Annotated in this window: 13 protein-coding genes and 1 pseudogene; 10 read left to right on the forward strand and 4 right to left on the reverse strand. The window is 68.7% G+C overall.

Features of this window, described 5'->3' with window-relative positions; all coding sequences use genetic code 11:
* Nucleotides 1–531 precede the first annotated feature (531 nt).
* Genes ACLBYD_RS01720 through ACLBYD_RS01730 form a run of 3 tightly spaced genes read left to right on the forward strand, consistent with a single transcriptional unit; the run spans nucleotide 532 to nucleotide 5,346 of the window.
* Nucleotides 532–3,234: a transglycosylase domain-containing protein gene (locus ACLBYD_RS01720; protein WP_447815355.1), complete on the forward strand. Its 2,703-nt coding sequence runs from the start codon at nucleotides 532–534 to the stop codon at nucleotides 3,232–3,234.
* Nucleotides 3,235–3,243: 9 nt separating this feature from the next.
* Nucleotides 3,244–4,836 carry a glycosyltransferase family 87 protein gene (locus tag ACLBYD_RS01725; protein WP_447815165.1) on the forward strand — a complete coding sequence of 531 codons (1,593 nt, stop codon included), beginning with the start codon at nucleotides 3,244–3,246 and terminating at the stop codon, nucleotides 4,834–4,836.
* A gap of 27 nt (nucleotides 4,837–4,863) precedes the next feature.
* The gene (locus ACLBYD_RS01730) at nucleotides 4,864–5,346 is read left to right on the forward strand and encodes an RNA polymerase subunit sigma-24 (protein WP_258260033.1); all 483 of its coding nucleotides are present in this window, start codon (nucleotides 4,864–4,866) and stop codon (nucleotides 5,344–5,346) included.
* Between the two features lie 215 nt (nucleotides 5,347–5,561).
* On the opposite strand, the gene ACLBYD_RS01735 is transcribed toward ACLBYD_RS01730, so the two are convergent.
* Nucleotides 5,562–5,843, reverse strand: coding sequence for a LuxR C-terminal-related transcriptional regulator (locus ACLBYD_RS01735; protein WP_447815166.1), 282 nt, complete (start codon nucleotides 5,841–5,843; stop codon nucleotides 5,562–5,564).
* Between the two features lie 305 nt (nucleotides 5,844–6,148).
* On the opposite strand from ACLBYD_RS01735, the pseudogene ACLBYD_RS01740 reads away from it, so the two are divergent.
* The 3 genes and pseudogenes from ACLBYD_RS01740 to ACLBYD_RS01750 all read left to right on the forward strand — a co-directional run.
* Nucleotides 6,149–7,360: pseudogene (locus ACLBYD_RS01740) on the forward strand (nSTAND1 domain-containing NTPase); the annotation flags it as partial.
* 790 nt (nucleotides 7,361–8,150) lie between these two features.
* A complete protein-coding gene (locus ACLBYD_RS01745; protein WP_447815167.1) occupies nucleotides 8,151–9,767 on the forward strand; it encodes a WD40 repeat domain-containing protein in 1,617 nt (538 codons plus the stop codon).
* 121 nt (nucleotides 9,768–9,888) lie between these two features.
* Complete coding sequence (locus ACLBYD_RS01750) at nucleotides 9,889–10,446, forward strand: hypothetical protein (protein WP_447815168.1); 558 nt, start codon at nucleotides 9,889–9,891, stop codon at nucleotides 10,444–10,446.
* A gap of 3 nt (nucleotides 10,447–10,449) precedes the next feature.
* Here ACLBYD_RS01750 and ACLBYD_RS01755 read toward each other — a convergent pair whose 3' ends face one another.
* Genes ACLBYD_RS01755 through ACLBYD_RS01765 form a run of 3 tightly spaced genes read right to left on the reverse strand, consistent with a single transcriptional unit; the run spans nucleotide 10,450 to nucleotide 12,784 of the window.
* Entirely contained in the window at nucleotides 10,450–10,830 is a 381-nt protein-coding gene (locus ACLBYD_RS01755) for a DUF2752 domain-containing protein (RefSeq protein ID WP_447815356.1), read from the reverse strand.
* 26 nt (nucleotides 10,831–10,856) lie between these two features.
* Nucleotides 10,857–11,444: a GNAT family N-acetyltransferase gene (locus ACLBYD_RS01760; RefSeq protein WP_447815169.1), complete on the reverse strand. Its 588-nt coding sequence runs from the start codon at nucleotides 11,442–11,444 to the stop codon at nucleotides 10,857–10,859.
* Nucleotides 11,444–12,784, reverse strand: coding sequence for a glycosyltransferase 87 family protein (locus tag ACLBYD_RS01765; RefSeq protein ID WP_447815170.1), 1,341 nt, complete (start codon nucleotides 12,782–12,784; stop codon nucleotides 11,444–11,446). Before ACLBYD_RS01765 ends, ACLBYD_RS01760 begins: the two co-directional genes overlap by 1 nt.
* Before the next feature lie 154 nt (nucleotides 12,785–12,938).
* Between ACLBYD_RS01765 and rpsF the strand changes: the two genes are divergently transcribed.
* The 4 genes from rpsF (at nucleotide 12,939) to rplI (ending at nucleotide 14,566) form a co-directional block, all read left to right on the forward strand.
* The gene (gene rpsF, locus ACLBYD_RS01770) at nucleotides 12,939–13,226 is read left to right on the forward strand and encodes a 30S ribosomal protein S6 (RefSeq protein WP_006550802.1); all 288 of its coding nucleotides are present in this window, start codon (nucleotides 12,939–12,941) and stop codon (nucleotides 13,224–13,226) included.
* A 64-nt stretch (nucleotides 13,227–13,290) separates the two neighbouring features.
* Nucleotides 13,291–13,809 (forward strand): single-stranded DNA-binding protein, encoded by a 519-nt coding sequence (locus tag ACLBYD_RS01775; RefSeq protein WP_006550801.1) that lies wholly within the window; start codon nucleotides 13,291–13,293, stop codon nucleotides 13,807–13,809.
* A gap of 41 nt (nucleotides 13,810–13,850) precedes the next feature.
* Nucleotides 13,851–14,093, forward strand: a complete 243-nt coding sequence (gene rpsR / locus ACLBYD_RS01780) for a 30S ribosomal protein S18 (RefSeq protein ID WP_006550800.1) — start codon at nucleotides 13,851–13,853, stop codon at nucleotides 14,091–14,093.
* 17 nt (nucleotides 14,094–14,110) lie between these two features.
* On the forward strand, nucleotides 14,111–14,566 hold the full coding sequence (gene rplI / locus ACLBYD_RS01785) for a 50S ribosomal protein L9 (protein WP_026061132.1): 456 nt from the start codon (nucleotides 14,111–14,113) through the stop codon (nucleotides 14,564–14,566).
* The last annotated feature ends 492 nt before the right edge of the window (nucleotides 14,567–15,058 follow it).

Genomic DNA, 15,058 nt, shown 5'->3' on the forward strand with positions numbered 1-15,058 from the left:
GACAACGAACCCGAGGACAACAAGGCCGTCCCGCCCCAGCGCAGCGGTCCCGCCGGACCGCAGCCCGGACAGCAACGTCCCGGTCCTCCTGCCGGTGCCGGTCAGGGACAGCCCGGTCCGGGACAGCCCGCTCCGGGACAGCAGCGCCCTGCCCAGGGCCCGGTGCAGGGTCGTCCGTTGCCGCCGCAACCGCGCCCGCAGGGTCAGCCGGGAGCACAGGGTCAGCCGGGCCGACCGGGCGGACAGCCCGGTGGTCCCGCAGGTCAGCAACCGCCGCGCCCCGGCCGGCCGCCGTACCCGCCCCAGGCTCCCGGTCAGGGGCAGCGTCCTCAAGCCCCCGGCCAGGGTCAGCGTCCTCAGGGGCCCGTCCAGGGACAGCGCCCTCAGTCCCCCGGCCAGGGACAGCGTCCTCCGGCTCCCGGTCAGGGGCAGGGACCGGGCCCCCAGCAGGGCCGACCGGGACAGCCGTACCCACCGCGCGGACCGGTGCCCGCCCCAGGCGCCAACCAGCCGCGCAACCCCAACCAGTCGATGCCGCCGCGTCCCGGCACGTTGCCGCCCGGCGCGGTGCCTCCCGTCCAGCGCACGCCGCAGGCCGATCCGACCGTCGCCATGCGTCCCGGAGCGGACGCGGCAGGTGCGCAGCGTCCCGGAGCGGACGCGGCAGGTGCACAGCGTCCCGGAGCGGACGCGGCAGGTGCACAGCGTCCCGGAGCGGACGCATCAGCTGCACAGCGTCCCGGAGCCGACGCCCCGACGCAGCGGGTCTCCGCTGCGATGGGTGCGAGCGCTGCAGCGGGTGCTGCAGGGACTGCGGGTGCTGCGAACGATGCACCCACGACGCGCGTCGCCGGCGGCCCGCCCGCAGGCGGACCTCCCACCGTTCCGCCCGGTGGCGGTTCGGGTGGCGGCGCCGGCGGTGGAAAGGGCGGCGGCAAGAGCAACCGCTGGCGCACGATCCGCCGGATCGGTTACGGCGTGGTCGCCGCCGGCATCCTCGTCCCGATCCTCATGTTCATGCTGGCGTACATCGTCCAGGACGTGCCGCGCCCCGGTGAGCTGCAGACGAACCAGGCCGCGACCATCTTCAACTCCGACGGCCAGGGCGTCATCACGAAGGTGATCCCGCCGGAGGGCAACCGCACCGAGGTCGAACTCGACGCGATCCCCGTGCACGTCCGCAATGCCGTGCTCGCCGCCGAGGACCGCGATTTCTACAGCAATCCCGGCTTCTCGGTCACCGGCTTCGCGCGTGCCGCCCGCGACAACGTGCTCGGCCGCGACAGCGCCGGTGGTGGTTCGACCATCACCCAGCAGTACGTGAAGGTCGCCGTCGTCGGTTCCGAGCGGACGTTGACGCGAAAGCTCAAGGAGCTGGTGCTGTCGACGAAGATGGCGAACCAGTGGGCCAAGGACGACATCCTCGCGGCCTACCTCAACACCATCTACTTCGGTCGCGGTGCCTACGGCATCGCAGCGGCGTCGAACGCGTACTTCGGCAAGCCCGTCGGTGAGCTCACCGTCGAGGAGGGCGCCGTGCTCGCGTCGTCGATCCAGTTGCCGTCGCTGCTCGATCCCGAGCAGAACCCCGAGGGTGCGGAGGCGCGCTGGAACTACGTGCTCGACGGCATGGTCGCCGCCGGCACGCTCGATACCGCCGAACGGTCGGGAATGAAGTACCCGGCCTACATGCCGATCGCTGAGCTCGACAACGGCGACCAGTCGTCCGGCCCCGAAGGTCTGATCAAGAACCAGGTGCTCGCCGAGTTGTCCCGCGAGGGCATCGACGAGAACCTCCTCAATACGGCCGGTCTCCAGATCACCACGACGATCGACCCCCAGGCCCAGCAGTCGGCGGTCGAGGCGGCGCAGAGCAATCTCGAGGGCGAACCCGAGGAGTTGCGTACCGCGGTGGTGTCGGTCGATCCCCGGTCCGGGGCGATCCGCGCCTACTACGGCGGTGAGAGCGGTGTCGGTTACGACTTCGCCCAGTCCGGTCTGCAGACGGGTTCGTCGTTCAAGGTGTTCGGCCTGGCCGCCAACCTCGACCAGGGCGTGCCGTTGTCGCAGACCTACGACAGCGGTCCGCTGACGGTCAACGGCATCAAGATCGGCAACGTCGAGGGCGAGTCGTGCGGGCAGTGCACCATCGCCGAAGCGCTCAAGCGGTCGCTGAACACGAGCTTCTACCGGATGATGCTCGAGATGGACAACGGCCCGCAGGCCATCGCCGACATGGCGCACAAGCTGGGTGTCGCGAAGGAACTGCCGGGCATCGGTGAGACGCTCACCGAGCCGGGCGGCATCGGCCCCAACTACGGCATCGTGCTGGGCCAGTACCAGTCGCGCGTGCTCGACATGGCCTCGGCGTACGCCACGCTCGCGGCGTCCGGCCGTTATCACGAGCCGTATTTCGTGCAGAAGGTCGTGACGTCGGACGGCGAGGTGCTCCTCGACCGTGGAACCTCTGCCGGTGAGCAGGTCGTCGACGCGGCGGTGGCCGACAACACCACTTCCGCGATGACCCCGATCGCCGCGTATTCGAACGGCCACGCCCTGGCCGGCGGCCGCCCGTCCGCGGCGAAGACCGGTACCGCTCAGCTCGGCGACACCGGCTCCAACAAGGACGCGTGGATGGTCGGCTACACGCCGTCGCTCTCGACCGCGGTGTGGGTCGGCACCGAGGAGGGCCTGCCCCTCGAGAACAGCTGGGGCGGCATGATCTACGGCTCGGGTATCCCGTCGGACATCTGGAAGGACACGATGGACGGTGCTCTCGAGGGCACCGAGGTCGAGTCGTTCCCGACGCCGGAACCGATCGCCGGTGTCTCCGGCGTGCCGGCGTGGACCGCGTCGACGACGGCTCCGGCCACCCGTGAGCAGACCACCACTTCGCGTGTCGTGCCGAGTCTTCCCGAGGTTCCGGAGATCACAACGCAGAACGTGGAGATCTTCCCCGGCGTCACCATCCCCGTTCCGGGTGTCGCCCCGCAGACGACCACCCAGAACGCGCCCTCTCGTCCCGGCAACGGCGGTCAGGATGAGGAGAGCGAGGACACCGGCGGCGGAACCGGCGGTGGTACCGGCGACGACTCCGACGAGGGTGGATCGCCTCCGCAGAACCGCATCCCGGGACTCGAGAGCCCCGCGATCCCGGGCGCGCAGGGAGGCGGATTCCAGGGCGCGCAGGGCGGTAGCCCCCAGGGCGCGTTCGAATACGCTCCGGCCGGGTAGCCTCGCCGCGTGAGCGACGACCGGGGATCCGACGCCCGGCCGGTGGTGTCCGCTGCACCACCGGCCGAGGATCGTCGTTCCCTGGACTGGCGCGACACCCCCGGGCGTACCGACCCGACGGTGTCGCGCCTGACCGCCGTCATCGGCGGTCCGGTGGGCCGGCACGCCGTGCTCGGGCGCACCCGCTTCTTCACTCCCCTGCGGGCGATGTTGCTGCTCGCGGTCGTCTTCCTCGCCTTCGGCTGGTTCACGAAGGCGGCCTGCGTCCAGCAGGGACCCGTCGGTCCCGACGGTGCGCTCGGCCTGGACTGGAGCGGCAACCGGCAGTACGTGGCGATGTGTTATTCCGACATCGTTCCGCTCTACGGTGCCGAACGGCTCGCCGAGGGTGCCTTCCCGTACCGGACGTCGTGGGAGGAACCCGGTCCCGACGGGCAGATGCAGACCCGGTACATGGAGTATCCGGTGCTCGCGGGGCTCTACCAGTACGGCTCGATGCGCATCGCGAAGGCGTGGGACGCCACACCGTGGCTCCCCGATGCGCTGCAGGTCGCGATCTATTTCGCCGTCGTCGCAATCGGTCTCGCGCTCGCCTGGCTCGTCACGGTGTGGGCCACCGCGATGTCGGCGGGTCGCAGGATCTGGGACGCCGCGCTCGTCGCCGCGTCACCGCTGGTCGTGGTGCACGCCTTCACGAACTTCGATGCCTTGGCCACGGCCTTCGCCGCCGGTGGCCTGCTGGCGTGGGCGCGCCGTCGACCGGTTCTCGCCGGTGTCCTGCTCGGCCTCGGTGCCGCGACGAAGTTGTATCCCTTGCTGTTGCTCGGTCCGCTGTTGGTGTTGTGCCTGCGGACCGGCCACCTGCGGTCGTTCGCCCGCACCGCGGGAGCGGCCGCCGCGGCATGGCTGGTCGTGAATCTGCCGATCATGGTGCTGTACCCGCGCGGATGGGCGGAGTTCTTCCGGCTCAACTCCGACCGCGGAGCAGACCCGGATTCGATCTACAACGTGCTGCACTCGTTCGTGGGCTGGCCGGCCTGGTCGGCCTCGTCCTTCAACGGCGTCTCGCTCGTGTTGTTCGCCGCGGCCTGCGTCGCGATCGGGTGGATCGGGCTTACCGCACCGCGCCGTCCCCGCCTCGCGCAGCTGTGTTTCCTCCTCGTCGCGGCCTTCCTGCTCACGAACAAGGTGTGGAGTCCGCAGTACTCGCTGTGGCTCGTGCCGCTCGCCGTGCTGGCCGTGCCCCACCGGCGCGCACTGGTCGCCTGGATGACGATCGATGCGCTGGTGTGGGTTCCGCGCATGTACTACTACCTCGGTCCCGATCGGAAGGGGCTGCCGGAGCAGTGGTTCACCGCCACGGTCTTCCTGCGCGATGTCGCCGTCGTGGCACTGTGCGCGGTCGTGCTGTGGCAGATCCGGCGTCCGGTGCGGGATCCCGTGCGGTACGGCTTCGTCGACGATCCCGTCGGTGGTGTGCTCGACCAGGCTCCCGACCGTCCGCCACGATGGCTGCCCGCCAGGTTGCGACCCGCTCACCATCGGGTCACGAGAGAAGAATCATCCGAACGATGGATGTCGGAGACTTCGTCGGCCCCCTAGGCTCGGGAACGAGCACGAGGGGGGAGAATGGCGAGCGGCGGACGGGGATTCGGAGCGGGGACGGATGTCACCGCATCACAGTTCACGACGTGTGAGTTGGCGTGGACGGTCGCGGCCGGCGACGCCACCGCGATCCCACGACTCCTGCGCGACCTGCATCCGCTCGTGATCGCCTACTTCCGGGCCCGTGCGAAAGCCGCCGGAGGTACCTTCGCCGACGCCGATCGTCTCGCCCTGGCCGCCTGCCGTGCGATTCTCGCCGAGCTCACCGCGCCGTCCGGAGCCGACCGGCCTTTCCTGCGGTTGGCCTACACGCTGGTCGCCGACGCGGCCGATGCCGAGTTCGCGAGCCCGCGGGCCTTCCCGCTGACCCGACTCCAGCAGGAGATCCTCATCCTGCGCACCATCGTGGGCCTCGACTCGCGGCAGACCGCGGTGGCGCTCGCCGTGGCGCCGGGACGGGTCGGTGTCGAGCAGCACGCGGCGTTGAGTTCCCTGCGCGCGGCCTGAACCGGGTGGACGGAGTCCACATCCACGGGTGAATGGACGAACCACACATCTCCGGGCGTTTTGTCGCTATATCCGATTCGTCACTTCGTTGCTACGGGACTGTCGGGGACCCTGTCGACCGCGCCTTGGAGGTTCGCCGTGCCCTGCACTTCCGACGATCCCTGACCTCACGCGCCGGCGCGTCACCGTGCGCGCGGCGTCACCTTCGTGCGGTGTCACCATTCGTCCAGCGTCGTCAGACCGTCCTGGAGCGCGCGTGCCAGCAGACTCGCCTTCGTCGAGGCATCCCGTCCGGCTGCCGCGTACTTGAGGCGGATCCGCTGCAGATGTGTGTTCAGCGTGCCCACCGAGATGAACAGCCGCCTCGCCGCGTCGGTCTTCGAGTCCGCTGCCAGCCAGGTGAGCAGAACTTCCTTCTCGCGGGCGCTGAGCAGAGGCCGCACGAGGCCGCCGACACGCATTTCGTGGAACGAGGACGAACGGTGCCGAGCGCTCACGGCGAACCGCCTCTCGGCTGACGAAGAGTCTGGGGAGCCGGCGCGAATGCGCCACCCCGAATCCTCGTCGCCGTCGGTGCCAAGACCTACGCCCGCGCGTGATCCCGTACGAAATCCGTCCAGTCATACATCGATGACCTGCGGAAACGTAGATTCTTCCCGAGGGAACCGTAGATGACGGAAACAACCGTGGAGCGGCCGATCCGACCTCCATCACCTCCCGGGCCGAGTTCGGCCGGGCCCTGACCGCCCTGCGAACCCGAGCAGGACTGTCGATCCGCGATGTCGTCGACGCGTCCGGCGCATTGCACGGCACGGTCGCCGGATGGTTCTCCGGACAGCACCTGCCGACCCGCGCCAGCGAGCCGGCCTTCCGCGCCGTACTCACGGCGTGCGGGGTCGCCGACGAGACCGAGGCGGACACCTGGATCGCGGCTGCGCGTCGCGCCCGGCAGGCACGGACCGAGCGCCGGGACACCGGCCCGATCCCCTATCGCGGTCTGTCCTCCTTCGAGGCGGATGACGCCGAGTGGTTCTTCGGCCGCGACGACATCACCGAGGACGTTCTCCGCCGGATCCGCGCCGCGGTCGCCGGGCAGGGGCCGAGGGTGATCCTCGTCGTCGGTCCTTCCGGCGCGGGCAAGTCGTCTCTGCTGCGGACCGGTGTCGCCGCCGCCGTCGGTTCCGACGAGACCGACCTCCGCGACTGGAAACCCGTCGTCCTGACCCCCGCGTCGGCAGGACCGGACAAGCTCGCCGGTGCCCTCGACGTCGATCACCCGACCGTTCTCGTGGTCGACCAGTTCGAGGAATTGTGGACCGCCGGCGAGGAAGAGGACCGCCACGACTTCCTCGAACACCTCGCACAGCCGCCCGACGACATCGTCGTCGTCCTCGGACTCCGGGCCGACTTCTACGGGCACGCCGCGCGGGAACCGCACCTCGTACCGATCCTGGAGTCCGGGCCCGTCGTCGTCGGTCCCATGTCGGCGGCCGAACTCGAATCCGTCATCGTGCAACCGGCGGCCAAGGCGGGGGTGGCCGTTCCACCGGAACTGGTGAAGGTGCTGCTGACCGATCTCGCTCCCCGCGCGTCGCGGACGAAGGACGAGCCCGGCACACTCCCCCTGCTGTCCCACGCGTTGCTGCGGTTGTGGCAGCGGGCCGAGCGCCGGACGCTCACCGTCGCCGACTACACCGCGGTCGACGGTATCTCCGGCGCTGTCCAGCAGACCGCCGAGGAGTTGTACTCGGAACTGGCCCCCGAACAGCAGCGCCTCACGCGCCGGGTGTTCCTGCGTCTCGTCAACGTCGACGACGACACCCAGACGCGACGACGCACTCCCCGCGGCGAACTGGCGTTCGGGGACGTCGACGCCGTGGACGAGATCGTCGACCGTTTCGCCGACGCCCGGCTCCTGACGGTCGACGAGGATTCCGTCCAGCCGAGTCACGAGGTTCTCCTCACCGCGTGGGACCGGCTGCGCGGATGGATCGACGCCGACCGGGCGGGCCTCGCGGTCCATCGCGAACTCGCCCGCGCCGCGCAGGTGTGGGAGGACAGCGACCGCGACGACACCACCCTGCTCGGCGGTGGCCGGCTCGTCCTCCACGACGACTGGAGTCGCGTCGACGACAACGCCGACGCGCTCAACGACACCGAACGGGAGTTCCTCGCCCGGAGCGTCGCGCACCGGGACGCCGAAGTCGAGGCGGAGCGCNGCCGCCGGACCAGGGTGCTCCGGCGGCTCGTCGGCGCCCTCACCGTGACGGCGGTGATCGCCCTCGTACTGGTGGTCGTCGCCACCACAGCCGGAATCAGCGCGCGCACCGAACGCGCCGACGCCCAGCGCGCACGCGACGACGCGATGTCGCGCCAGATCGCGACCGTCTCGTCGCAGTTGTCGGCCACCGAACCCGCCCTTGCCGCCCAGTTCGCGCTGGCCGGCTACCGCGTCGCCGACACCGTGGAGGCGCGCTCGGCGCTGCTGGACACCACCGGTGTGCGTACCCCCGTGCGTCTGACGGGACCGGCCGGCCCCCTCCAGGCACGCAGCACACCCGACGGGAGCACTGTGGTCAGTGCCGCATCCGACGGCACGGTGCGGTTGTGGGCGGGGGTGAGACCGGACCGTCGACCACCCCCACCGTGGAATTCGGTGCGGGAGACGGCGCCGCCGAACTCTATGCGGTCGCGGTGTCGCCCCGCGGCAGCGGGCGGTGCTCGCGAACTCCGATCACACGGCATATTCACTCGAATTCTCGCCGGACGGAGGGCAACTCGTAGCAGGAACGGGCTCCGGCACGGTGCTGCGATGGAACACGAATGCCGACGAGGTGAGAGAACTGCCCTCACTCGACCATTCGGTCGAAGGTGCTGTGTACCCGGCCTTCTCGCCCGACAGTCGGTGGCTCGTCGTGGCCGGCAGGCAGATGTCGCTGCGGATGTGGGACGCGCAGGCGCAGGATGCCGGCACGCGACCGGTGTTCGAGACGCTGCCGGACGGCGGAACCGAGAATCTTCTGTCGGTGGCGTTCTCGTCCGACGGCCGCACGGTCGCGGCCGGCACCACCGGACGTCACGTACTGCGTTGGGACATGGCCGATCCCGCGGCACCCGTGCCCCTGGCCGCCCTCGAAGGATTCACCAGCTATGTCAACACCGTCGCGTTCGCTCCGGACGGTCGTCGCCTGGTTGCGGGCAGCTCCGACAACACCGTCCGTATCTGGGCGGACGGAATGACTCCCGACGCCACGGAATCGATCACGACACTGCCCGGTTCGAATCCCGTGACCTCGGTCGTCTTCGCCGACGAGGGTCGCGCAGTGCTCACCGCGGCCCTGGACGGCACCGTGGGGTGGTGGCCGGTGCCCGGCCCGGTCCTGCCCGCGGACGAGGCCGTCTACGTCACTCCCGTCGATGCGGACGGCACCCTCGTCCTCTTCGGCCAGGGACGGTCGAATGCTTTGCCGCTGTGGGACATCGTCGATCCCGGTGCGGCGGTGGAACTGCCGTCCCTGAGCCCACCCGTCGAGGATCGGTTCAGCGGTACCGCGGCACTGTCGAAGACCGGATCACTCGCTGCAGCAGGAACATCCGGCGGATCCGTGCACCTGTGGGATCTGGCGGACCCTGCAGCGCCGCAGTTCGCCGGGACAACCGAGGGCATCGTCACGGGTGTCGTCGGAGTGGTCGAGTTCGCTCCCGACCGACCCGCCGTGGCGGTAACGGCGACGGAGGACGCGAAAGTCGCGATCGTCGACGCCTCCGATTTCGCTGCTCCGCGCGTCGTCGGCACCTTCGAAGCCGACAACTATCCATACGTGCTGTCGTGGCATCCCACTGCCGACATCGTGGCCGTAGCGAGTGCCGGCGGTCTCGTCGAACTGTGGGATCTTTCCGATCCGGCAGACCCGACCCGGACCTCCGAGCTGTCCGGCTTCGAGAGTCAGGCGCAGACGGTCGCGTTCGGTCGCGACGGAGAGATCCTGGCCGCGGCGAGCGCCGACCGCAGTGTGCGCCTGTGGGATGTCGCGGACCCTGCTGCCCCACGCGAACTGGCGCGGATCACCGGGCCGGCGGACGCGGTGTACTCGCTGCACTTCTCCCCCGACGGAGATCGTCTCGCGGCCGGCGTCGGCGACGGGTCGGCGTGGATCTGGGACGTCACCCGCCCGGACTCCCCCACCACCCACGCGGTGCTCACCGCCTACGGAAGCCGGGTCTACGACGCTACCTTCGCGCACGACGGAGCGGTGCTCGTCGGAGGTGGTCCGGACCGTTCCGTGCGGCTGTGGCAGCTCGATCCCGAGACCGTCGCGGCGGCACTGTGTTCCACCGTCGGCACTCCGGTGACCGAGGACGAATGGGAACGGCACCTGCCGGGCGTGCCCTACCGGCCGCCGTGCGGCGACACGGCGTGAATCGAGGGAGCGGAAGATGTTCCGACCGAGCCGGATTCATCCGATTGCAGGATACGCACGCGTCGCACGGTGTGGGAACGTCCCTCGTGGGGGATTCGACGCATCGATCATCGGAGGAAGCATGTCTCGTATTCGCAGTTCGGGTCTGCGCGCGGTTCTGACGACCGTCACGGTGGCGGCGGTCGCATTCGGTGCGCCCGTTACCGCCTCGGCCGCTCCCACCGGCAGCGCCGGCAGCAACGATCTGCCGGGCAGTGTCGCCGATCTGCCCGGCAGCGTGTCCGAACTGCCCGGCAGCGTGGTGGATCTGGGTGGACGGGCGATCGATCTGGGCAGTGCGATCCTGGGCAACGGATCATCGCTGCCGACGACCCAGCAGTGCAACCAGTCGCGGCAGTCGGGAGGAGAAGGTGTCACCGGCACCTACCACGAGTTGGGTCGCAGCGGTCCCACGTCGTTCCTGCTCGAATGGGAGACCTACGACGTTCCCGACCGGATCCAGGTGTTCTACGGGGGTTCCCGGATCTACGACACCGGCCGTATCGGTGACAGCATCAACGAAGGCACCGGATCGGCAGTGGTGAATGTGCCGGCAGGTAGCGCATCCTCGATTCTCGTCCGAGTGACCGGTGATCCCGGGACGGACTGGGACTACCTGGTCAACTGCCCGATCCTCTGACGGTCAGATCCGTAGGGCGGTGAACGGCGCGACCGGGATGTTGCGCACGACGAACCACGCCGTCGTCAGGACCAGCACGAGGTGCGGGGTCCACCGGTATCGCGTCCATCGCGGCATCGATGTGCCCCGCGCCCTGCTCCACGTCCACAGACCGAAGGCCACGGTGAGCACGGCCAGCGCGACGAGACCGAGGGCGTTGTAGTGCAACGCTGCCGGCACGTCGAGATGGACGAGCGAATACAACATCCGCGACGAACCGCAACCGGGACACAGGATTCCGAACAGTGAGTAGGTGGGGCACGGCGGAATGACCCCGCCCGGCGTGGTCGGGTCGGCCCACGCCACCGCGGCGCACACCGCGACCGCACCCACGGCGATCGCCATGGGGGCTGCGAGCGCGCGCCTCGTCCTCATCGCACCGTGCGCTCCTCGAGCCGGGCGCGTACCCCGGGCCACTCGTCGTCGGTGAGGGAGAACAGCGCGGTGGTCCGCCAGCTGCCGTCGCGGCGCCTGCGGTGCTTGCGGAGCAGGCCCTCCTCGGTGGCGCCGAGCCGGCGCAGGGCGTCGCGCGAACGGGTGTTGCGTTCGTCGGCGTGCCAGGTCACGCGCACGGCCCCGAGGTCGTCGAAGGCGCGCTGCAGCAGAAGCAGTTTCGACTCGCTGTTCACGTGGGTCCGCTGCACTCGCGTCGACAACCAGGTGTAGCCGATCACCAGCGTGCGGTGGGCCGGTTCGAGCAGGTAGTAGGACGTCGACCCCAGCACCTCGCCGGTCGCCCTGTCGACGATCGCGTAGGGCAGCCGGGACGGATCGGCCACGGCCTCGTGCACGAAGGTGCGCGCGTCGTCGAGGTCGCGGATCACGAGGTGCGCCCAGGCGAAGATCGTGTCAGGATCGTCGGCGGCCTTCAGCAACCCTCCGGCGTGCGCGTCGGCGAGGGGCTCGAGTCGGATACGGGGACCCTCGAGGACGGGATGTTCCGTCCAGTTGTCGTTCATCACGCTCTCCCGGTCGTCGTCGGACGGCGAGCGTAGTCCGTCCGTTCCGTCTGCTGCCACGGAGTTCGGGGCGGGACGCGCAGGAAGACGAAGAACAGCACGACCAGCAGGACCGCGCGTCCCCATACTCCGATGTGGACGAGCGTGAGCGGCAGGGCCATGTCCGTTTCGCCGGCGGTCGCGGCGAACCACCGGAAGATGCCGATGCCGATGGCGAGATCGGCGAGGAGATAGGCCGCGACGAGACCCCACGGCACGCGCAGCAGGATCAGCAGCGGCAACAGCCACAGCGTGTACTGCGGTGAGTGCACCTTGTGGAAGAGCATGAACCCGCACAGCATCGCGGCCCCGGTACCGAGCCACGGATAGATGCCGTCGCGGAGGTATCGGCGCCATCCGAGCCACAGGGCGAGCGCGAACGACAGCGCGACCAGCGTCGGCGACAACTGGGCCACCAGCTCGTTGTACTGGGGAGTGTTCTCGTATTCCTGGTAGCCGCCCATCAACGGCCGCAGACCCCAGTACCAGATGGAGTTGCTGGTCCCGTCCGCTTCCCGGTTCTGTTGGAAGGCGAACGACGCCCGCCAGCCCTCGTAGCCGAGGATCGCGAAGGGCAGGTTGATCGCGGCGACCGTCGCTGCCGCCGTGCCCGCGACGGCGAGGGCGCCGGGGACGTCCCGCTTCCGGTCGGGTGAGCTCCCGCCGGTGAGGACATAGGCCATGAGCGGCAGCACGAAGATGCCCGGATAGAGCTTGAGACAGAAACCCACGCCCAGCAGCACCGCCGCGACCACTCCTCGAGTCCGCAGCGACCAGCGTTCGATCGTCAGCACCGCGACGGCGGCGACGGTGACCGCCACGACCGGCAGGTCCCAGTTGAGGAAGGCGTAGAGCACGAGCGGCGGCGTGAGCGACCACAACAGCGCGGCCCATCCGGCCATCCGGGCGAGCAACCACGCGGTGATCAGCCCGAAGGGGGCGAGCAACAACGCCGACTGCAGGAGGAACTCCGCATCGGTGTGGGCGCCGATGGCCCCGATCCACATGAGCACCCCGCTGAGCACGGGGTACTCGACGGTGCCCCCGGTCAGCGCTCCCGACGAGGTGATGCCCCCGTCGACGAAGGGGAAGACGTGGAGGTTGATGCCGCGGCCGATCCACAACTGCTGGATGTCGGAATAGCAGACGTCGGCGTCCTTGATGTCCTCGAACCGCAGCGTGCGGCCCTCGGCGTCGAAGGTGGGGCCGGCGCACCGGGCCTTGTTCAGGTAGCCGAACCACATCATCACCGCGCACGTCAGGACGGCGACGAGCGAGACGGTCCCGGAGCTCGTGCGCATGTCCTCACCCTAGGACAAAACCCCTGCCCGCGACGGTCGGCGATTTCGCTGGCCGCCCGGCCGTCGTGTACCCTTCATGGGTTGCTGACGCAACGACCCTCCTGTCACGGAACGTCCGTGACCGTTCACAGTCCATAGGAGGTGATGAGGTCTTATGCGTCATTACGAATTGATGATCATCCTGGACCCCAGCCTGGACGAGCGCACCGTCGCTCCCTCGCTGGAGACGTTCCTCAACGTCATTCGCCAGGAAGGCGGCAAGGTCGACAAGGTCGACGTGTGGGGTAAGCGCCGTCTCGCCTACGAGATCGCCAAGAACAGCGAAGGCATCTACGCGGTGATCGACATCAGCGCGACGCCTGCTGCCGTTGCAGAGCTGGATCGCCAGCTCGGCCTGAACGAGTCGGTGCTCCGCACCAAGGTTCTGCGCCACGGCAAGTGAGCCTGTCGGCGCCGGGCCGTAGGCTCTGGCGCATCAGGACTCCCCACACTGCAGGAGGAACCACATGGCAGGCGACACCGTCATCACCGTGGTCGGCAATCTGACCGCCGACCCCGAACTGCGTTTCACCCCCGCGGGTGCTGCGGTTGCGAACTTCACCGTTGCATCCACGCCCCGCGTGTTCGACCGTCAGTCCAACGAATGGAAGGACGGCGAGGCTCTGTTCCTGCGCTGCAACATCTGGCGTGAGGCAGCGGAGAACGTGGCCGAGAGCTTGACTCGCGGCTCGCGTGTGATCGTGCAGGGCCGGCTCAAGCAGCGCAGCTACGAGACGCGTGAAGGCGAGAAGCGCACTGTCGTGGAGCTCGAGGTCGACGAGATCGGCCCCTCGCTCCGTTACGCCACGGCCAAGGTCACCAAGGCCGGTCGCGGTGGCGGTGGCGGAGGCTTCGGTGGTTCCTCCGGTGGATCGGGCGGTGGCCGTCCCGCTCAGAACACGAACGTCGGCGGAGACGACCCGTGGGGCGACGCCCCGCAGTCGGGCTCCTTCGGTGGTTCCGGGGACGACGAGCCTCCGTTCTGATCCGACCTCGATCGGAACATCCAAAATTACGGAGAACGACCATGCCTAAGTCGCCCGCGCGCGAGAAGGTTTTGAAGAAGAAGGTCTGCACCTTCTGCAAGGAAAAGAACGTGCAGATCGATTACAAGGACACGACGCTGCTGCGCAAGTACGTCAGCGATCGCGGCAAGATCCGCGCTCGCCGCGTCACCGGCAACTGCGTGCAGCACCAGCGCGACGTCGCTGTTGCTGTCAAGAACTCTCGTGAGGTGGCTCTGCTCCCTTACGTCTCGACGACTCGCTGAGGAAAGGGAGGGACACGATGAAGCTCATCCTTACTGCTGACGTGGACAACCTCGGTGCGCCTGGCGACACCGTTGAGGTCAAGGACGGCTACGGCCGCAACTACCTGCTGCCCCGCGGCCTGGCGATCGTCGCCACCCGTGGTGCCCAGAAGCAGGTCGAGGGCATCCGCCGTGCTCAGGAGGCTCGCGCCGTGCGTGGCCTCGAGCATGCCCAGGAGCTCAAGGCCGCCATCGAGGGCCTCGAGGACGTCTCGCTGAGCGTCAAGACCTCGAGCGACTCGGGCAAGCTGTTCGGCTCGGTCACCGCTGCCGATGTCGCCGGTGCTCTCAAGGCTGCCGGTGGCCCGGTTGTCGACAAGCGCATCGTCGAGCTGCCCAAGGCTCACATCAAGGCGACCGGCAAGCACCAGATCGTCGTGAAGCTGCACCCGGATGTCACCGCGAAGTTCACGCTGAACGTCGTGGCTGCCTGATTCCGGCCCCTCGAGGAGCCCCGCGCCTGGTCGGCGTGGGGCTCCTCGTCGTCTGTGCACAGCCTGTGGATAAACCGGGGGGTAAACCACACCGTTGTGACTCCTCGGAATGTCGTTCGGGGAACGAATGGGTGAACACGCCCGGCCCTCCGACACGCCGAAATTCTTTTTCTCCACAGGTGTGAACAGACATTTTTCTGCTCCTACCTGCAGTTATGGGAGATGTGAGATGTGTTGTCCCCAGGTTGTGCACATCCGGTGCACAAGGCTGTCCTCCTCTTTCCACAATTCATCCCCAACTGTGTGCACAACCCGAGTTGTGGAGGGTCATCCGGATCCCTAACGTCGGGCGCACGACTCCACACACAGGATGTCGGTAGGGGCGAGTAGAACCGGACACGAAACCCCGGGTACCGACACCGGGAGTGCGTGCAGGTATCCGCCGGAGCACAGCGCGCCGGACGGGGACATGTGGAGGAAGGCAGGCACTGC

Source organism: Rhodococcus sp. C26F (genome assembly GCF_053345925.1).